This is a genomic window from Methylobacterium sp. Ger2507, from assembly GCF_055231875.1.
In genome coordinates, this window is sequence record NZ_JBUYVC010000001.1 from 1,578,756 (window position 1) to 1,597,475 (window position 18,720).

Annotated in this window: 18 protein-coding genes; 4 read left to right on the plus strand and 14 right to left on the minus strand. The window is 71.6% G+C overall.

Going from position 1 to position 18,720, the window contains the following annotated elements; genetic code table 11:
• Nucleotides 1-15: 15 nt before the first annotated feature.
• The 3 genes from ACV7NL_RS07345 to ACV7NL_RS07355 are packed head-to-tail and all read right to left on the minus strand — an operon-like array spanning nt 16 to nt 1,932.
• On the minus strand, nt 16-840 hold the full coding sequence (locus ACV7NL_RS07345; protein WP_156376132.1) for a metal ABC transporter permease: 825 nt from the start codon (nt 838-840) through the stop codon (nt 16-18).
• A gap of 38 nt (nt 841-878) precedes the next feature.
• Entirely contained in the window at nt 879-1,799 is a 921-nt protein-coding gene (locus ACV7NL_RS07350) for a metal ABC transporter ATP-binding protein (RefSeq protein ID WP_463355297.1), read from the minus strand.
• Nucleotides 1,800-1,806: 7 nt separating this feature from the next.
• Nucleotides 1,807-1,932: a hypothetical protein gene (locus ACV7NL_RS07355; RefSeq protein ID WP_274533536.1), complete on the minus strand. Its 126-nt coding sequence runs from the start codon at nt 1,930-1,932 to the stop codon at nt 1,807-1,809.
• A gap of 122 nt (nt 1,933-2,054) precedes the next feature.
• Here ACV7NL_RS07355 and ACV7NL_RS07360 point away from each other — a divergent pair, with 122 nt between their 5' ends.
• On the plus strand, nt 2,055-2,543 hold the full coding sequence (locus ACV7NL_RS07360; protein WP_056179031.1) for a Fur family transcriptional regulator: 489 nt from the start codon (nt 2,055-2,057) through the stop codon (nt 2,541-2,543).
• A gap of 88 nt (nt 2,544-2,631) precedes the next feature.
• On the opposite strand, the gene ACV7NL_RS07365 is transcribed toward ACV7NL_RS07360, so the two are convergent.
• Nucleotides 2,632-4,134, minus strand: a complete 1,503-nt coding sequence (locus tag ACV7NL_RS07365) for an undecaprenyl-phosphate glucose phosphotransferase (protein ID WP_463357073.1) — start codon at nt 4,132-4,134, stop codon at nt 2,632-2,634.
• 500 nt (nt 4,135-4,634) lie between these two features.
• Between ACV7NL_RS07365 and ACV7NL_RS07370 the strand changes: the two genes are divergently transcribed.
• Nucleotides 4,635-5,837: an MFS transporter gene (locus ACV7NL_RS07370; RefSeq protein WP_463357074.1), complete on the plus strand. Its 1,203-nt coding sequence runs from the start codon at nt 4,635-4,637 to the stop codon at nt 5,835-5,837.
• Between the two features lie 87 nt (nt 5,838-5,924).
• On the opposite strand, the gene ACV7NL_RS07375 is transcribed toward ACV7NL_RS07370, so the two are convergent.
• The gene (locus ACV7NL_RS07375) at nt 5,925-6,260 is read right to left on the minus strand and encodes an antibiotic biosynthesis monooxygenase family protein (RefSeq protein ID WP_056179034.1); all 336 of its coding nucleotides are present in this window, start codon (nt 6,258-6,260) and stop codon (nt 5,925-5,927) included.
• A gap of 486 nt (nt 6,261-6,746) precedes the next feature.
• Between ACV7NL_RS07375 and ACV7NL_RS07380 the strand changes: the two genes are divergently transcribed.
• Nucleotides 6,747-7,151 (plus strand): helix-turn-helix domain-containing protein, encoded by a 405-nt coding sequence (locus ACV7NL_RS07380; RefSeq protein ID WP_056179038.1) that lies wholly within the window; start codon nt 6,747-6,749, stop codon nt 7,149-7,151.
• Between the two features lie 17 nt (nt 7,152-7,168).
• On the opposite strand, the gene ACV7NL_RS07385 is transcribed toward ACV7NL_RS07380, so the two are convergent.
• From ACV7NL_RS07385 to cbiE, 4 genes are read right to left on the minus strand one after another with little or no spacing between them, the layout of a single operon-like run.
• The gene (locus ACV7NL_RS07385; RefSeq protein WP_463355298.1) at nt 7,169-8,479 is read right to left on the minus strand and encodes a cobyrinate a,c-diamide synthase; all 1,311 of its coding nucleotides are present in this window, start codon (nt 8,477-8,479) and stop codon (nt 7,169-7,171) included.
• Entirely contained in the window at nt 8,476-9,288 is an 813-nt protein-coding gene (gene cobM / locus ACV7NL_RS07390; protein WP_463355299.1) for a precorrin-4 C(11)-methyltransferase, read from the minus strand. Before cobM ends, ACV7NL_RS07385 begins: the two co-directional genes overlap by 4 nt.
• Nucleotides 9,285-9,797, minus strand: a complete 513-nt coding sequence (locus tag ACV7NL_RS07395) for a cobalamin biosynthesis protein (RefSeq protein WP_463355300.1) — start codon at nt 9,795-9,797, stop codon at nt 9,285-9,287. Before ACV7NL_RS07395 ends, cobM begins: the two co-directional genes overlap by 4 nt.
• The gene (cbiE, locus tag ACV7NL_RS07400) at nt 9,797-11,035 is read right to left on the minus strand and encodes a precorrin-6y C5,15-methyltransferase (decarboxylating) subunit CbiE (protein ID WP_463357075.1); all 1,239 of its coding nucleotides are present in this window, start codon (nt 11,033-11,035) and stop codon (nt 9,797-9,799) included. Before cbiE ends, ACV7NL_RS07395 begins: the two co-directional genes overlap by 1 nt.
• Before the next feature lie 13 nt (nt 11,036-11,048).
• Here cbiE and ACV7NL_RS07405 point away from each other — a divergent pair, with 13 nt between their 5' ends.
• Nucleotides 11,049-11,795 (plus strand): cobalt-precorrin-6A reductase, encoded by a 747-nt coding sequence (locus ACV7NL_RS07405; protein WP_463355301.1) that lies wholly within the window; start codon nt 11,049-11,051, stop codon nt 11,793-11,795.
• Nucleotides 11,796-11,815: 20 nt separating this feature from the next.
• On the opposite strand, the gene cobJ is transcribed toward ACV7NL_RS07405, so the two are convergent.
• From cobJ to cobN, 5 genes are read right to left on the minus strand one after another with little or no spacing between them, the layout of a single operon-like run.
• Nucleotides 11,816-12,574, minus strand: coding sequence for a precorrin-3B C(17)-methyltransferase (gene cobJ, locus ACV7NL_RS07410; RefSeq protein WP_056179050.1), 759 nt, complete (start codon nt 12,572-12,574; stop codon nt 11,816-11,818).
• Nucleotides 12,571-13,362: a precorrin-2 C(20)-methyltransferase gene (locus ACV7NL_RS07415; RefSeq protein WP_056179053.1), complete on the minus strand. Its 792-nt coding sequence runs from the start codon at nt 13,360-13,362 to the stop codon at nt 12,571-12,573. The genes cobJ and ACV7NL_RS07415 overlap by 4 nt, the downstream gene beginning before the upstream one ends.
• 11 nt (nt 13,363-13,373) lie before the next feature.
• Complete coding sequence (locus ACV7NL_RS07420) at nt 13,374-14,006, minus strand: precorrin-8X methylmutase (protein ID WP_056483832.1); 633 nt, start codon at nt 14,004-14,006, stop codon at nt 13,374-13,376.
• Nucleotides 14,003-15,376 carry a precorrin-3B synthase gene (gene cobG / locus ACV7NL_RS07425; protein WP_463355302.1) on the minus strand — a complete coding sequence of 458 codons (1,374 nt, stop codon included), beginning with the start codon at nt 15,374-15,376 and terminating at the stop codon, nt 14,003-14,005. Before cobG ends, ACV7NL_RS07420 begins: the two co-directional genes overlap by 4 nt.
• Entirely contained in the window at nt 15,373-18,705 is a 3,333-nt protein-coding gene (gene cobN / locus ACV7NL_RS07430; RefSeq protein WP_463355303.1) for a cobaltochelatase subunit CobN, read from the minus strand. Before cobN ends, cobG begins: the two co-directional genes overlap by 4 nt.
• Nucleotides 18,706-18,720 lie beyond the last annotated feature (15 nt).

Sequence of the window (18,720 nt, forward strand, 5' to 3'; positions counted from 1 at the left end):
TGGCGCCTCGCGCCGTCAGGCTTCGAGGTGCCGGGCGCGGAACAGCCGCCAGACCAGGCCGCCGCGGCGTCCCACCAGCATCGACCCCAGATAGAGCGCCCCGGCCGCCAGCACGATCGCCGGTCCGGTGGGCACGTCGGCCTGGTAGGAGACGTTGAGCCCGATCACGCTCGACAGGATCGCCATCAGCACCGACACCGGGATCATCCCGGACAGGTCGGCCGCCCAGAACCGGGCCGCGATGGCGGGGAGCAGCATCAGCCCCACGGCCAGCAGGGTCCCCAGGGCCTGGAATCCACCGACGAGGTTCATCACCACGAGGCCGAGGAAGGCGTAATGCACCGGCCCGCCGGCCCGGCTGACCGTGCGCAGGAACAGCGGGTCGACGCATTCCATCACCAGCGGCCGGTAGAGGGCCGCTAGGCCGAACAGGGTCACGGTCGCGATGCCCCCGAGCAGCCACAGGGCCGGATCGTCCAGGGCCAGGACGCTGCCGAACAGGATGTGCAGGAGGTCGATCTGCGATCCCCGCAACGACACCAGGAGGACGCCGCCCGCGAGCGACATCAGGTAGAAGGCCGCGAGGCTCGCATCCTCCTTGATCACCGTGGAGCGGGTCACGAAGCCGGCCATCAGCGCCACCGCGAGGCCGGCCGCGAGGCCGCCCAGGGTCATGGCCGGCAGGGACAGTCCGGCCACGAGAAAGCCCACGGCCGCCCCGGGCAGGATGGCATGGCTCATGGCGTCGCTCATCAGGCTCATGCGCCGCAGCATCAGGAAGACGCCGACCGGCGGGGCCGAGAGCGACAGCGCGAGGCAGCCGACGAGCGCCCGGCGCATGAAGCCGAATTCGAGGAAGGGGCCGAACAGCAGGTCGATCACGCGGCGTGCCCGTGGTGGTCGTGCGCGGAATGATCGTGCGCGGCAGAGTCGTGCGCGGCAGAATCGTGCGCGGAATGATCCTGCGCGGAATGATCCTGCGCGGAATGATCCTGCGCGGAATGATCGTGTACGTGAGCATGGTCGTGTCGATGGGCCGGTTCGGTCCCGCCCGCATCGTGCCCGGCGCACACCGCCGCATCCTCGTCCCAGGCCTCCGACAGGCTCTGGGCGCGCGCGAGGTTCGGGGCCGTCAGCACCCGTTCGGTCGGTCCCCAGGCGACAGCCTCGCGCGCGAGCAGCAGGCTGTGCGGAAAGTGGCTCCGCACCTGTCCGAGATCGTGCAGGGCCGCCACGATGGTCCTGCCCTGTCCGTGCCAGATGCCGATGAGGCCGAGGAGGTCGGCGGTGGTACGCCCGTCGACGCCGGTGAAGGGCTCGTCGAGGAGGAGCACGCGGGCCTCCTGCACGATCAGGCGGGCGAACAGGGCGCGCTGGAACTGGCCACCCGACAGGGTGCCGATCAGGCGCTTCTCGAAACCCGCGAGGCCCACGGTGGCGAGCGCCTCCAGCAGGGTCGACTGGTGGCGCCGCGCGCTGCGCCAGGGTCCGAGACGACGCCACAATCCCATCGCCACGAGATCGAGGACGCTGAGCGGAAAGCTGCGATCGATCTCGGCGGCCTGCGGCAGGTAGGCGATGGCCTCATCCAGCCCTGGCCGTTCGATCCGGCCCTCCAGGCACGGGATCTCGCCGGCTATGCCCTTCAGGAGCGTAGACTTGCCGGCACCGTTCGGCCCGACCAGCGCCAGGAGGGCGCCGGGCGGGATGATTCCCTCGAGGTGGTGGACGGCGGGGTGACGGTCGTAGCCGAGGGTCAACCCGCGGAGCGCGATGGCGCCGGGAACGTCGCAGCTCATCGGCACCTCATCGCGAAGCCCACAGGATGGCGCCCCAGAGCAGCAGGCTCAGGGCGAAGGCCACCGCGAAGCGCAGGGATGCCCCGGCCTGGAACAGCGAGCGGCGCAGGGGCGCGGGAGAGCGAAGGGACACGGGAGGACGCGGGGGTCGGGTCACGGAGGGATCATTTGCACGAACGGAAGCGTCGGCTTATGTTGGTGATGATACACTGTAACACTCGGCCAGTTCAACGGTCCGGGTTCGCGGGGCAGACCATGCACGACCATGCGGCGACGCATGACCACGGTTGCGGCGGCGCGCAGGAGGCGATCGCACGGGCGGAGCGCCTGTGTCGCGAGCGCGACCTCCAGTTTACGCGCCTGCGTCGCGACGTGCTGGCGGCGGTGGCAGGCCAGACCCGGCCGATGGGAGCCTACGACATCGCCGAGGCCTTGAGCGAGCCCGGCCGGCGCGTGGCGGCGGTCTCGGTCTATCGCGCCCTCGACTTCCTGACGGAGCACGGACTGGTCCACCGGATCGCCAGCCGGAACGCCTTCGTGTCCTGCGGCCACGCGCACACGGACGGGGCTGGCCTCGTCTTCCTGATCTGCCGCAACTGCGGAACCATCGACGAGACCACGTCGCCGGAGGTCGAGGATCAGCTCGGGCGCACCCTGGCCAAGGTCGGCTTCAAGCCGACGAGCCGGATCCTCGAAGTCGAGGGCGAGTGCGGCGCATGTCGGGGGCGGTCCGCCGACGATTAGCGTTTGTCAAGGGGTAGTGGAGGCCGGTTATCCCCACACGACAAACGAAAGACGCGAGCGGCCGGCCCTGTTCGGGCGGCGTTTCCCCTCAGCACGCATTCTTGTAGGCGCGCGCGCAGAAGACAGTCATGAACATGATCCGGATGTCGAACCAGACCGACCAATTGTCGATGTAGTACAGGTCGTGCTGGACGCGCCGTTCCATGTCGAGATCCGTCAGGGTCTCGCCACGCAGGCCGTTGACCTGGGCCCATCCGGTGATGCCCGGCATGACGTTGTGACGGCGCGCATAGAGGGCGATGCGGTTCTCGAAGCTGCGATCATGCGCGAGGGCGTGCGGACGGGGGCCGACGAGAGACATCTCGCCCCGCACCACGTTGAAGAGCTGCGGCAGCTCGTCGATGTTCGAGCGGCGTAGAACCCGGCCGACCGGCGTGATCCGGCTGTCGTTGCGGGTCGCCTGCTTGAACACCGCGTCTCCGGCGGCCTTCATGCTGCGGAACTTGAAGACGCCGAAGGGCTGCTGGTTGAAACCATAGCGCTTCTGCCGGAAGAACACCGGACCGGGGCTGTCCAGCTTGATCAGCACCGCCACCACGAGGAACAGCGGGCTGAGCAGCACCAGGGCGATCAGGGCGAGCACCAGATCGAGGCTGCGCTTCAGGAACAGTTCGCCGGCCTGAAGCGGGCGCCGTCCGATGTTGATGCCGGACAGGCCGCCGACCCGGGCGAGCTTGAGGTCGGGGAATCGGTCCATCACGGCGCCGGGGCGCAGATGCAGGGCGGCCGGCACGCGCAGAAAGGCGTCGATGCAGCGCTCGATGTCCGCGGATGCCGACCACGGCACCAGGATGAAGACGTCGTCCGGGCGCAGGAAGCGCACCACCGAAACCGCGAGGTCGAGATCCTCCGACAGCTGGGCACGGCGGGATTCGTCGTCGCCCATCGTGTCGATCCGGCGCAGGTAGCTCGTTCCGATCACCCGCAGGCCGAGGGCTTCGGCGTCGTTGTGGGCATAGAACCGCGCGATATCCTCCTCGTAGCCGACGAGGTGAATCCGGTTGGTGGAGGCCGAGTTCGGTGTCGCGGCCTTGCGGACGAAGCTGAGCATGCCCCACCGGACCAGCAACATCGCGGGCAACCCCGTGAAGAAGAACCCCAGGGAGACGAGGCGCGAATAATCGTGGGTCGTCTTGGTGCCGAAGCCGATCACCAGGACGATGGCCCAGGCTCCGACCCAGGCGGTCGCGGTCCGTCGCAGGTGCGGCCGGTCCGCCAGCAGCGTCTCGATCCGGTAATCCTCGCGCACGATGTGCGTCAGGAGGACGAACAATCCGACCAGCACCGAGAGTTCGAAGCTGCCACTGGTGCTGACCTCGGGAATCGCGCCGACGAGCCCGCCGTAATAGGTGACGTCGACCAAGGCCGCGACTGTGAAGATGGTGAGAAGATCCACACAGGCCGTCGCCGCCGACAGGCCCATGCGGAACGCCGCCCGTCGGCGACGGGGCAGGAGAGCCGCCCAGACATCGCGGCGCGCGCGTGTGACCGGAAGCTTCTCGAAAGCCTCCGGGATCCGATCGTGAAACATCTGGAGCGCCATGTCCCGTCCTGATGCGAAGACTGTCCCAAGTTGAGACAAAATGCGACTCAATCTTGGTTTCTGCGATAGACTCAGCAAAGACCGGACCTGACGTTTCTCGGCAGTGTTTCGAGATCACCGGGAGCGATCAGCCCGACAGTCACCATGGCTTGCCGCAACGCCGCAGGATTAGACGGCCGGGCTGTGCGCTGTACAGACCGGGATTCCGATCCGGCCTGCCCAGGAGGCGTCTCTACTGCTCGATGAGAAAACAACTGGAGATGAACAGGGGCCGAGTTTCGGTTGATTTCGCGCGTCAGGTGTGGACAAGCACGGCGCATAGTGTCGGCGCTGTTCTGGCGCAACCTTGGTTTGTCTCCGGGCGGTCTCGAGATTGCCGTTGCTGCGCGCCCTCCGGCTGCGCGGCGTGACGGTAAAGAAACCTGTGCGTCGTCCCGGCGCGTGACGGAATTCCGATGTCCCCGACCCTGAATGACACCGTCGAGCCGATGCCTGCGTCGCCGGCTCCAGCCAGCGCCGCCCGAGGGACGGCCTATGCCATCCTCGCGGCCTTGAGCCTGTCGCACCTCCTCAACGACCTGGTGCAGTCGCTGCTTCCGGCGATCTATCCGCTGCTGAAGCAGAGCTTCCACCTGGATTTCGGCCAGATCGGCCTCATCACCCTAGTGTTCCAGCTCACCGCCTCGGTGCTGCAGCCGGTCGTCGGGCTCTATACCGACCGGCGCCCGATGCCGTTCTCCCTGGCCCTCGGCATGGCCGCCTCCCTGGTCGGGCTCCTGCTCCTCTCGATGGCCTGGACCTACGGCGTGCTGCTGCTCGCGGCCGGCCTCGTCGGGATCGGTTCCGCGATCTTCCACCCGGAAGCCTCGCGGGTCGCCCGCCTCGCCTCCGGCGGGCGCTACGGGCTCGCCCAATCGGTGTTCCAGGTCGGCGGCAATGCCGGCACGGCTCTCGGCCCGCTGCTGGCCGCCTTCATCGTGGTGCCGCACGGCCAGCCCAGCGTGGCGTGGTTCTCCCTGGCCGCGCTCGCCGGCATCGTCGTCCTCGGCATCGTCGGGCGCTGGTACCGGGACCGGCTCGCCGCCAGTGCCCGGGCGCCGGCCCGATCCCGCCCGGGGACGGTCACGCCGCTCTCGCGCGCCCGCATCGTCGCCACGGTCGCGATCCTGCTGACGCTGATCTTCTCCAAGTATTTCTACATGGCGAGCTTCTCGTCCTACTACACGTTCTATCTCATCCATCGCTTCGGCGTGTCGGTGGCACAGTCCCAGGTCTACCTGTTCGTCTTCCTGGGCGCGGTCGCCGCTGGCACCATCCTGGGCGGCCCGATCGGGGATCGCGTCGGCCGCAAGCCGGTGATCTGGGGCTCGATCCTCGGCGTGCTGCCGTTCACGCTGATCCTGCCCCATGCCAACCTGGCCTGGACGGTGGCGCTGACGATCCCGATCGGGGCAATCCTGGCCTCGGCGATGCCGGCGATCCTGGTCTATGCCCAGGAACTGCTGCCCGGCCGGGTGGGGCTGGTCGGCGGCCTGTTCTTCGGCTTCGCCTTCGGCATGGGCGGGCTCGGGGCGGCGATCCTGGGCGAAGTCGCCGACCACACCAGCATCGAGTTCGTCTACGCCCTCTCGGCCTACCTGCCGCTGATCGGCCTCAGCGCGGCATTGCTGCCGCGCCTCGCCAGCCGCTGACCCCCGTCTCGGCCACGACAGCCGGCCCGACGCCGGAGGTGCGCGGGGTCGCGGACGGGCCCCGTCCTCGGGAATAGGACCCGCGCGCTACGCCGCGGCCTCCGAATCGGGGCGCGCGACGGTCTGGATCGCCTCGAATCCCTCGAATTGCGGATGGCCCAGGTACAGGGGCTTGGTCGAGGGCACGCGGCCATGCGCTTTGCGGAACTGCTCCGAGCGGGTCCACGCCTCGAAATCGGCTTTCGACGACCAGATGGTGTGCGACGCATAGAGGACGTGGTCCTCGTGCTCGGGTCCGCGCAGCAGGTGGAACTCGACGAAGCCCGCCATCTCGCCGAGATGACTGTCACGACCGAGCCAGACCTGCTCGAAATCTTCCGTCGCATCCTTGACGACTTTGAAGCGATTCATTGCGATAAACATGATCCACCTGGGTTTTCGGGCGTCCGGGGCGGTCCCCATCGACGAAGGGAATCTGGGGCGCCGGCCGGGGAAAGACCATCGGATTCGGCGCATGCGTCGCGGCCGCGGCCGGAGCCGCCCCGCCTGAACCCCGATCCGTGTCGTTACCGAAGGTGACGTCGAAGGGTTTCGTGCTGCGAATGACAGCGCAATGCAGCGAATCTCGGCTTGGACGATCACAACGTCGCGCTTGCAATCCGTGCCGGCTTTGTGGTCAAGCTGTCAGAATGGTTAGGTCCGATGCTGATGCGGAGTAAAACGCCCAGTGGCATTTGACGGCAGACAAGGATAGTCTCACACAGCTCGTGAAATTGACGTTCGACTGCCTTTGTTTCGTGATGAATGAGCTTGGGGTGTCCTGCACAGCTTTGTACGAAAGCGCTCAATTCTCCCAGCCCTTCCGGGAGCGAGGCCGAGCGGGAATTTCTTTAGGGACTGAATCGAGAGATGATGCCGAAGCAGACTACCGACGTTGATCGCCTCGTCGGATTGAGGATCACCGCTCTGCGCAAGGCGCGCGGCCTCAGTCAAACCGCACTCGGCACTGCCGTGGGCGTCACCTTCCAGCAGGTCCAGAAGTATGAGAAGGGCCAGAACCGCGTCGGCGCCGGTCGCCTGCGCGAGATCGCCCGTCTCCTCGAGGTTCCGGTCTCGGCGTTCTTCGAGGAGGACGAAGTCGGCGGCACCCAGTCGGACGTCTTCGGCTTCCTCAGTGCGCAGGGCGCCATCGAGTTGCTGCGGGCCTACGCGCTGATCGAGGACGATCAACTGCGCCGCGACGTACTGGCGATCGTGCGCACCGCCGCCAAGATGGGCAAGCAGGCCCCCGAGCCCGCTGCCGCTGCCGAGTAGGGGCTCGCGTCGAGGCCCTACCCGATCCAGTGGAAGAAGCTGCCGGTGACGGAGCCGCGCCGGTGCCCCGCGATGCCGAGGGGCACGCCTTCCGCGTCGGTCACGGCAGCCAGGCCGGTCTCTTGCGTCGGTACGTCGCTGCGCTCGCTGGCGTAGTGGAACTCGTGCCCGACCAGGCGCGCGCCCGCTCCGCCGAGGGACCCTTCGGCCAGAAGCGTCGCGACCCGGTAGCCGAGATGGAGGCGGCGCGCCTTGTAGGACGTCGCCACGGGCAGCAGCCCGGCCATCGCGTGCGTCACGCCGGCGGCGTCCTCCAGGCTTTCGCCGAGGACCATGTAGCCGCCGCATTCGCCGTGGACCGGCTTATGCTGCGCGAAGTCGCGCAGGCCGCCGAGGAAACGATCGGCCTGCGCCAGACGGCCGGCATGCAGCTCCGGATAGCCGCCGGGCAGCCAGCACGCATCGCAATCGGCCGGCGGCGCCTCGTCCGCCAGCGGTGAGAACGGGACCAGTTCCGCCCCGGCCGCGCGCCAGCCCGCCTCCATGTGCGGGTACAGGAACGAGAAGGCCGCATCGGACGCCAGGGCGATGCGCTGGCCCGGCGGCCGGGGCAGGGTGCCCGAGCCGGGGCCGGGCGCCGCACCGGCCGCGGCGGCCAGGATCGCGTCGAGGTCGAGCCCCGCTTCGGCGAGGTCGCCGAGCCGGTCGAGGCGAGCCTCGAGGTCGTTGGTCTCGCGGGCCTGGACGAGGCCGAGATGCCGTTCGGGCAGGACGAGGCTGGCGTCGCGCATCAGGGCGCCGAGCACCGGCATGCCGATGCGGCTCAGGCCCGCCTCCACGAGACGGCGATGGCGCGGGCTCGCGACCTTGTTCAGCACCACCCCGGCGATGTGGATGCGGGGATCGTAGGCCCGGCAGCCGAGGGCGAGGGCGGCGGCGGATTGGGCTGCGCCCGACACGTCGAGGACGAGGATCACCGGCCAGCCGTAGCGCGCCGCGATGTCGGCGTTCGCCCCCGTCCGGCCCTCATGCGCCACGATACCGTCGAACAGCCCCATCGACCCCTCGGCCACCACGAGGTGGGCGCCAATGGCCGCCAGGGCCGCCACCGCATCGAGCATCGGCTCGGGCATGGCGAAGCTGTCGAGGTTGAAGCTCGGATGCCCGGTGGCCGCCTGGTGGAAGGCGGGGTCGATGTAGTCCGGTCCGCACTTGGCGCCCCGTACGGCGAGTCCGCGCCGGGCCAGCGCCCGCATCAACGCCAGCGTCACGGTGGTCTTGCCCGAACTCGAGCGGGGCGCCGCGACGAGGAGGCCGGGCACGCTCATGCGCGCTCTCCCGTCGCCGGTGAGCCGGCCGCGCGCTCTCCCAGCACGGTACTGCCGGTGGGGCGGAAGCGGCGATCGTAATCGGGCGAATACAGGGCGCTTTCGCGGAACTCCGCCGGGTCGAGCGCGGGTCCCACCAGGATGAGCGCCGTTCGCTCCAGGCCGGCCTCCGCCACCTGGCCCGCCAGGGTCGCCAGGGTTCCGGTCAGCACGCGCTCGTCGGGCCAAGTGGCGCGGAACACCACCGCGGCCGGGCAATCGGCGCCGTAGAACGGCGTCAGCTCGGCCACCACCGTGTCGATGACGTGGATGGACAGGTGCAGGGCCAGCGTCGCGCCGGTGGCGGCGAAGGCCGCGAGGGTCTCGCGCTCCGGCATGGCGCTGGCCCGCCCCGAGGTCCGGGTGAGAACCACGGACTGGGCAAGGCCCGGCACCGTGAGTTCGCGTCGCAGCAGCGCGGCGGCGGCTGCGAAGGACGGCACGCCCGGCGTCACCGTGAAGGGAATGCCGGCCTGCGCGAGCCGGCGGGTCTGCTCGGCCAGGGCGCTCCAGATCGACAGGTCGCCCGAATGCAGGCGCGCCACGTCGTGGCCCGCCGCGTGGGCGGCCGCGCATTCGGCCACGATGGCGTCGAGGTCGAGGGGGGCCGTGTCGACGACGCGCGCGCCCGGCGGGCACCAGCCCAGGATTTCGGGCGCCACCAGCGAGCCGGCATGGAGGCAGACGGGGCAGCGCGCGATGAGATCGCGCCCACGCACGGTGATGAGGTCGGCCGCGCCCGGACCGGCGCCGATGAAGTGAACGGTCATGAGCCCTGCGTGACGGATTGTGCGCGAAGCGCAAGGGCGCAGGTCGCCCCGGCGCTGGCGATTCGCCGCACCACCAGGGTCGCCCCGACCCCGGCGGCGGCCAAAGCCGCGGCTTCCGCCACCGAGCCGACCCGGCGCGAGGCCTCGATCCGCGGCGAGCGGGTGGATACCTGCGCGTCGACGGCGATCATGGCTTCGGACGGGATGGCGTCGAGGGGACGGCCCAGGACGTCGGCGACGCTGCGGATCGGGGGCTCCCCGGCCCGGTCGGCCGCGGTGGCGAGGCGGGCCACGCGAGCGAGGGGCACTCCAGCCGCGTCGCAGGCCCGTGCCACCAGCGCGAGGATCTCATCGGCCGGGGTCGCGCGGCGGAAGCCGATCCCGGCGATGAGGTCGGGCGCACGGGCATGAGGTAGGTCGGCATGAAGTGGGCCGGCAAGAGGTGGGCCGGCATGAGGTGGGCCGGGATGGGGCGCATTGGGATGGGGCGGGCCGGAATCGCCCGGCATCAGGCCTTCACCCAGCTCCACTGCGTCACCGGCATGGCGCTGCGCCAGCCGTGCAGAGGCCCGACCGGATCCGCATGGGCGACCGCGAGGCGCTTGAGGCTGCCGCCCTGGCGCGCGAAGGCCGCGAGCAGCACCGCCTCCCCCTCGAGGGTGACCACGTTGGCGACGAGGCGTCCGCCGGGGCGCAGGGCGGCCCGAGCCGTATCGAGGACGCCCGGCACGGTGATGCCGCCGCCGATGAACACGGTGTCGGGTTCGGGCAATCCGGCGAGCGCGTCGGGGGCCCGGCCCTCGACCACCCGCAGGTCCGGTACGCCGAGCCGGTCGGCGTTGCGGGCGATACGGGCGGCCCGGACCGGGCTGCCCTCGATGGCGACGGCCTTGAGGCTCGGATGGCGCAGCATCCACTCGATCGAGATCGAGCCGGCCCCGGCGCCGATGTCCCACAGGGTCTGGCCGGCGCGCGGACGCAGGGCGGCCAGCGTCACGGCCCGGATGTCGGCCTTGGTGAGCTGGCCGTCATTCTCGAACCAGGCATCGTCGAGGCCGGGACTCAAGCCAACGACTCGGGCTTCGGGCGATCCCACGACCTCGATGCCCAGGGTGTTGAGGGGGTCGATCTCCTGAAAGGCGAAACCGTCAGCCAGGGCGCTGCGGCGGCGTTCCCGCGCGCCCCCCATGGCCTCCAGGACGGTCAGGCGGGAGGCGCCGAGGCCGCGATCGCGCAGCAGGCTGGCGACCGCCCCCGGCGTCGTCCCGTCCCAGGTCAGGACCAGGAGGCGGGCACCGGGCTGGAGATGCGGGATCAGCCGGGGCAGCGCCCGGCCGTGCAGGGTCAGGCAAGCGGTCTCGGCCATCGGCCAGCCGAGGCGGGCGCAGGCGAGGCTGAAGGCGGAGGGATGGGGAAAAACCCGCATCTCGTCGGCCGGAATCAGGCGGGCGATTTCGGCGCCGATGCCGTAGTGGAACGGGTCCCCGGTGGCGAGGATGCAGGTCGATGTTCCGCGCCGGGCGAGCAGACCCGGATAGGCCTCGGCGATCGGGCTGGGCCAGATCCGCGTCTCGGCCGCCAGAGGCGCCGCCAAGGCGAGGTGCCGGCGCCCGCCATAGATCAGGCTTGCGCCGTCGAGGGCCGCGCTGGCGGCGGGGCTCAGGCCCGCGCGTCCGTCCTCGCCGAGGCCCACGATGGTCAGCCAGGGCGCCGCCGGCCGCGGGGTGGACTCGGTGTCATCGGTCATGGAGAACGCCCCCATGGACGGCGAAAGCATGCGGATTCTGATCCTGGGCGGCACCGGCGAGGCCGGCGCGCTGGTGCGCGGATTGCTGGCGTGCGGAGACCGCCACGCCGTCACTCTGTCGCTCGCCGGCCGTACCAGCCAGCCGAAGGCGGAGCCGGTGCCGACCCGGATCGGCGGGTTCGGCGGCGCGGATGGCTTGGCCGCGTGGCTGGCCCAGGACCGCACCGATCTGGTGGTCGACGCGACCCATCCCTTCGCGGCCCGGATGAGCGCCAACGCCGCCGAGGCCTGTGCCCGCACCGGCACGCGCCTGCTGGCGATCCGGCGTCCGGCCTGGCAGCCGGTGTCCGGCGACCACTGGACGGAGGTGCCCGACATGGAGGCCGCCGCCCGAGCGCTTGGCCCCGCGCCGCGCCGGGTCTTTCTCACCATCGGGCGTCAGGAGGTGGCGGCCTTCGCGGCCGCGCCCCAGCACGACTACGTCGTCCGCGCTATCGAGAGCGTCGATCTGGCGGTGCCGCGCCTGAGCACGATCCAGGCCCGCGGCCCCTTCGACGAGGCCGCCGAGGCGGCGTTCCTGTCCGGGAGCGCGATCGAGGTCCTGGTCTCGAAGAATTCCGGCGGCAGCGCCACCTACGGCAAGATTGCCGCCGCGCGGTCGCTCGGGCTGTCGGTGATCATGGTCGCCAGACCGCACAAACCGGAGGTGCCGAGCGTGCCGGACGTGACGGCCGCGCTGGATCGGATCGCCATCCTCTGAGGCCTGCGCCGCCCTGCGCATCACGCGGCCGGCACGCTGCGCGGCGTGTAGACGAAGGGCGTGGCGTCGCCGCGCGGGATCAGCCGGGTCGCCGAAGCGCCGATGATCACCACGGTGGCCATGTCGGCGGTGGTGTCCCGGGCCTGATCGAGGGTGAGGATCCGGATCGCCTCGTCGGGGCGCGAGACCGCGCGGGCGAACACCACCGGTGTGTCGCCGCGCCGGATTCCGGCCGCCAGATCGAGGGCCCGGCCGAGCTGCCAGGGCCGGGCCGAGGAGATCGGGTTGTAGAGGGACACCACGAAATCCGCCTGCAGCACGGCCTCCAGCCGGGCGGTGATGACCTCCCAGGGCTTGAGGTTGTCCGACAGGGACATCGCGCAGAAATCGCCGCCGAGCGGCGCGCCGAGCCTGGCCGCGGCCGCCAGCATGGCGGTGATGCCGGGCTCGACCGTAATGGGGAGGCTGGCCCAGGCCGGGTCGCCGGCCTCCACCGCCTCGAAAACGGCGGCCGCCATGGCGAAGACGCCGGGATCGCCGCCGGAGACCACGGCCACGCGCCGGCCGGAGGCGGCCAGTTCGAGAGCGTGGCGCGCCCGGTCGACCTCGACCCGGTTGTCGCTGGCATGGCGCATCAGGCCCGGCCGCTCGGGAACCCGGGCGACGTAGGGGATGTAGCCGATCAGGTCCTCGGCCTGGTCCAGGGCGGCCTGGGCCGCTGCCGTCAGCAGGCGCGGATCGCCGGGTCCGAGACCGATCACCGTCAGCGAACCGCTCACGGGCGGCGCCCCTCGCCGGGCAGCAGGACCATCGAGAAGTAGGGCGCGTCGTCGTCGGGCTTGTCCTTGAGCGCGATCACCCGCTCGCCCGCCATGGTGCCGCGCTCGACATAGACCGCGCGCTCCAGCACGCCGGCTTCGGCCAGCGCCGCCCGCACCTTGGGCAGGTGACGGCCGAGCTTCATCAGCACGGCGGCGTCGGTGGCGCGCAGTCGCTCCACCAGGTCGGCCTGCGCCAGGGTGGCGGGCAGCACGGTGAGCACGTCGTCGCCCCAGGTGATCGGGGTTCCGGCCCGGGTCCAGCAGCCGGACATGCCGGTGACCCCGGGCACCACCTCCACGGGGAAGCGGTCCTTGAGGCGGCGCCATAGGTGCATGAACGAGCCGTAGAAGAACGGATCGCCCTCCGACAGGATCGCCACGTCCCGGCCCGCGCCGAGATGGTCGGCGAGGCGGGCGGCCGCGTCGTCGTAGAAGGCGGCCAACGCCGCGACGTAGTCGGGATGCTCGGGGTGAAGCTCGGTGGTGTAGGGATAGACCAGCGGGCACTCGCGCGCCGGCTCGGCGGCCACCACCGCGTCCGCGATGGTGCGGGCATTGCCGCGCCGGCCCTTCTTGCAGAAATGCACCAGCACCGGCGCCCGCTCCAGCACCCGTACGGCGCGGACGGTGAGGTAATCCGGCTCACCCGGCCCCATGCCGACGCCGAACAGGGTGCCGGTGGTCGCCAGGCGGGGCATCTCGGTGCGCTCCGCCGCCTCGGGGGGAAGCCCCTCGCTCGCGTCCATCACTCGATCTCTCACTCGATCTCTTGCGCGAGCGCGTTGACGGCCGCCGCCGTCATGGCGCTGCCGCCGCGCCGTCCGTGCACCACGATGAAGGGCACCCGGCCGTCGCGCGCCAGGGCCTCCTTCGATTCCGCCGCCCCGATGAAGCCGACCGGGATGCCGATGACGGCGGCGGGAGGCGCCACGCCCTCGTCGAGGAGTTCGAGGAGCCGGAACAGCGAGGTCGGGGCGTTGCCCACCGCCACCACGCTGCCGGGCAGGTGCTCGCGCCACAATTCCATGGCGGCGGCCGAGCGGGTGGTGCCCATGGCGGCGGCCATGGCGGGCACGCGCGGATCGCTCAGGGTGCAGATCACCCGGTTGTCGGCCGGCAACCGCGCCCGGGTGACGCCATCGGCGACCATGCGGACGTCGCACAGGATCGGCGCGCCGGCCTTCAGGGCGGCCTCGCCGGCCTCCGCGAAATCCGGGGAAACCTCCACGTCGCGGGGCAGGTCGGTCATGCCGCAGGCGTGGATCATCCGCACCACAACCCGCTCGGCAATGCCCTGGAAGCGCGCGAGATCGGCCTCCGCCCGGATCATCGCGAAGGAGCGGGCATAGATTTCCCCTCCGTCACGCAGGTAGTCGAGGCGGGAACTCATGACGATCCGGGTCCTGGCGAAGGGTGCGGGAAGATCTGGGCGAGAGACGATGCCGAATCCGCCCTCCTTACGCGCTCCAGCGCGGCCTCGAAAGGGAGGTGCGTCGCCGGCAAGGCATCGGGCCGGCCGGAGATCACCACGTCGTAGAGCCCGTGGCGCCCCACCAGGGTGAGGTCGGCCGCTCCCGGATGGGCGCAGCCCTTGGCGCAGCCCGAGACATGGGCGCGCAGGCCCCGCGTGGCGAAGGACCGGAACGCCTCCGCCAGGCGGGCGGCGTCGTCCAGGGTCGGCGTCGAGCCGGAGGCGCAGGCCGGGGCGCCCGGACAGGCGGCCACCGCGCCGCGCGGATCGTCGGCCCGGGTCAGAAAGCCGGCCGCGGCCAGGGTTTCGCGCGCGGTCTCGGCGGCACTGACCTCGGAGTAGACGAGAAGGAAGCCCCGCGTCGGCGACAGGCGCAACCCGTCGGCGCCGGCGGCGGCCGCCGTATCGGCGAGCTTGTCGAGGGCATCGGCCCTGCAGCGCCCGAAGGGGGCATCGACAAGGAGAGCGCGGGCACCATCCGCTGGCGAACGGGACACGACCGGGTCGGCGGATGCCGGACGGTCGGAATTCAGGGCGAATACGCCCGGGCGCGGGCCGGACCTTTCGAAGGAGGGCGGAACCCGGCGCAGGCCGAATTGCTCCAGGCCGTGCCTGCGCGTCTCGGCCGGGACATCCCGCATCCGGCGCTGCCCGCTCGCAGCCAGGAGGCGCAGGACCGCATCCACGACGACCAAGGTTTCCGCGCCGGAAAGACGCCACCACGCCGCGTCGCCGGCAAGATGCAGCGCCAAGCCCTCTCGCGTGGCGACGAGATGAAGATCGGCCTCCGCCGCGCCGAGGGTGATCCCGCCTGCGGCCGACTCGACGGCCACCAGGGTCTTCGGCGGCAGCCCGGAAATCGCCAGCCCGATCGCCTCGATCCTCCGCGCGAGCGCGGGGACATCGGCGCCCGCATCCGGTTCGAGGCCGGCGAGTGGCGTGGTCAGGGTCAGGCGCTGTGGCCCCCCGTCATGGCGCACATCGCCGAGCCCGGCCGCTTCCAGCCTCTCGGCGAGGCCGCACCGGGTCGCCTCGGTGACGCCGCGGACCTGCAGGTTGGCCCGTGCCGTCACGTCGATATGGCCGTTGCCGAAACGGCGCGCGCCGTCCGCCACCGCCCGGGCCTGGGCGGGGGTGAGGCGACCGAGGGGTGGGTGGACGCGGGCGAGCAGGCCGTCGCCGGTGGGCATCGGCCGGGCGAGGCTCGGGCACCAGCCGCGGCGGCTCGGGGCCTCCGGGGACACGCGCCGGCCCGGCGTTTGGGGGGGCACGCGATAGGGCACGCTCATTCGGCCGCCTCGCGCAGCAATTCGTCCGCCGCCATGGCGTTGCGCCGGGTCTGCCACAGGCCGCGCCGGCGCAGGTCGTCGAAGCGCTCCAGGATGGCGCGGGCCACCTCCGGATTGGCCGCCCGCAGGGTCTCAAAGGTGTCGAGATCGGCCACCATCGCGCCGTAGAGCCGGTCGAGATCGGCATGGGAGACCGCGTCGGTGGCCGCGGCGAGCACGAACACGGCATCGACGCCCTGCGCCAGTTCCTGGGCGCCGCGATAGCCGTGCCGGAGCTGCGCCGCGATCCAGCGCGGATGGGCGAGGCGTCCCCGGATCAGCCGGGCGGCGTCCTCGCGGGCGGTGCGGGCCTTCGGCGTCTCGGGCGTCGCGACGTCGAGGCTGAAGAGGGCCGGGGTCCCCCCCGTCAGCGCGGCGGCGGCCGAGAATCCGCCCATCGCCTCCACGGCGGCGTCGCCGTCGAGAAGGTCGCGCTCGGCCACGTCGAAGGCGTGCACGTAGGCATCGGCCCGGGCAACGCGTTCGGCGAAGCCCGCATCCGCCTCGTCCGTCGCACCGCCATAGGCGTAGGAGGTGGCGTCGAGATAGGCGCGCCCGAGATCGTCGCGGCTGTCCCAGGCCCCGTCGAGGGCGAGCCCGCCGGCTCCGGCACCGTAGCGCCCAGGGGCCGCGCCGAAGACGCGGGACGCCGCCTCGCCGCGGCGGCGAGCGGCCGCGAGGGGGTTCTCGTCGTCCTCCTCGTCCCGCGAAGCCACCGCCGCGGCGGCGCGGGCCAGCAGCGACAGGGTTTCCGGGAAGGTGTCGCGAAACGCGCCGGACACCCGCACCGTCACGTCGATGCGCGGACGGTCGAGGAGCGCCAGGGGCAGCACCTCGAAGCCGGTGACGCGGGTGGAGGCATGGTCCCAGACCGGGCGAACGCCCATCAGCGCCAGCGCATGGGCGATGTCCTCGCCGCCCGTGCGCAGGGTGGGCGAGGCCCAGAGGTCCATCACGATCCGGGCCGGATAGGCGCCCTCGTCCTGCAGGTAGCGCAGGACCACCGCGTCGGCGGCCTTGGCCCCCAGCAGGGTGGCGGCCCGGGTCGGAAGGCTGCGTGGATCGAGGGTGACGAGGTTGCGGCCCGTGGGCATCACGTCGGTGCGTCCGCGCGACGGCGAGCCGGCGGGACCGGGGGGCACGAAACGGCCGTCGAGGGCGCGCAGCAGGCCGAGGCGCTCGCCCTCGGCGCAGGCCGCCACGTCGTCCGGGGATGCCGCTCCGGCTCGGCCGAACACGTGCAGCCCGTCGCGGGCGGTGACTTCGCCGAGGTCGCACAGATGCGCGTCGAGGGCCGCCAGCGCATCCGGCATCGGCGTGCCGGTATCGATCCCGGCGCCGGTGAGCAGGCCGGCCGAAGCGGCCTCGTCGAGAATGGTCCGCGCCAGGATCGCGGCGCGGCGCGGATCGAGCACGCTGGCGTCGGAATATTCCTCGACGAGGTCACGCAGGCGCGCGGCGTCGGGGTCGAGCCCGGTCACGCCGGTCTGCGGCGTCAGGTGGCCGAGGGCGATGCCGCCGAGACGCCGCTTCAGCGGAGCCGCCTCGCCCGGATCGTCGACGATGAAGGGGTAGACCACCGGCAGCGCCCCGATGGAACGCGCCGGCCAGCAGGCGGGCGAGAGCGCGACGGCCTTGCCGGGCAACCACTCCGTGGTGCCGTGGGTGCCGAGATGGATCAGGGCATCGAACCGGGTGCGCAGGCCGAGGTGGAAGGCGAGGTAGGCGTGGGTCGGGACCGCGTCGGGGTCGTGATAGGCGGCCTTGCGGTCCGCCGCCCGTCCGCGATCGGGCTGGAGGAACAGGGCGACCGCTCCCGCCGCCACGGTCCCGAAGCGGAAGGCCCCGTCCCGGCAGGCCGGGTCGGCTTCGGGCGGTCCCCATTCGGCATCGAGGGCCGCACGGGCGTCGTCCGGCAGCGTGCCGAGCCAGGTCCGATAGGCGTCGAGGGACACGACGCAATCCTTCGGCCCCCGGGTGAGCGCCCGCATCAGCGCATCGCCCTCCGGCAGGTCGCCGACCGCGTAGCCGGCCTCGGCCAGATCCGCCACGATCGCGCGCGCGCTCTCCGGGGTGTCGAGGCCGACCGCGAAGCCCGCGCGCCCGCCGCGCGCCGGATAATCCGAGAGCACCAGGGCGAGCCGGCGTTCCGTGCGGGGGAGGCGGGCCAGGCGGACCCAGGCGGCGGCCCGGTCGGCCAAGGCCGCGATGCCGTCCGCATGCGGCACGGCCCGGCGCTCGGCGAATCCCTGGCTCTCCGGACCTTCCTCCTTGAACCCGATCGGGAACCCGGAGAGGCGCCCGTCGAATTCCGGCAGGGCGACCTGCATGGCGAGATCGGCCGCGCCCATGCCGCGGGCGGAGGCGGCCCAGGCGTCGCGCGCCGCACCGATGCTGAAGGCCTGGATCACCGGGCAATCGGCGGCATCGAGGACGAAGCCCGCGTCCTCCCGCGCCGAGAAGGCGGTGGCGGCGATCACGATGGCGGGACCGTGCGCGGCGATCGCCGCCCGCAGAGGCTTCGTCGCGGCCGGGTCCTTCAGGCTCGACACCGCCACGGCCATCACGGCGAGGCCGCGCGCCTGGAGCGCTGCACCGAGCGCGGCGATCGGCGCGGTGTCGCCGGACAGGACGCTGGAGCGATAGACCACCAGCAGCGCCAGCGGCGCCTCGGCCGGAAGGGTCTGGAACGGCCGCCCGGCCGCGAGCGCCTGCGCGTCGTCGACGGGACCGCAGCCGGGGCATGCGACGAAGCCGCGCGGCAGGGGCAGCGGCGGCTCGACCGGCCCGGCCGATCCGATCTCGGCGGCGAGGCGTCCGATCAGGCGGCGCAGGTTTTCCGCGCCGCCGGCCCGGAAATAGGCGTCGAGGTCCGGAGCCAGGTCCGGCCGGGTGGAGAAGCCGTCGAGTCGCGGGTCGGGCCGGTCGTCGCCCGGCAGCACCACCAGGATCACGTCGTTGGCGCGGGCGGCCGCGCTCGCGCGCTCGATGCCGTAGCGCCAGTAATCGAGGCCGCCGAGGCAGCGGATGACGACGATCCGCGCCTTGGCGATCACCGCATCGACGTAGAGGTCGACCGACATCGGGTGGCGCAGCTTCGCGAGCTTGGCCAGCCGCAGGGTCGGCGCTTCGGGCGAACCCGCCGGAAAGGTTTTCGCGAAGGCCTGACCCATGCCGAACAGGTCGGAATCGGTGAAGGACAGGAAGACGATGTCGCCCGGCGCCTGACCGAGATCGACCGCGGCTTCACCCTCGTCGAGGGAGACCGTATCGATGCGGATCAGGTGCATGGCGGGTGCCGCGGC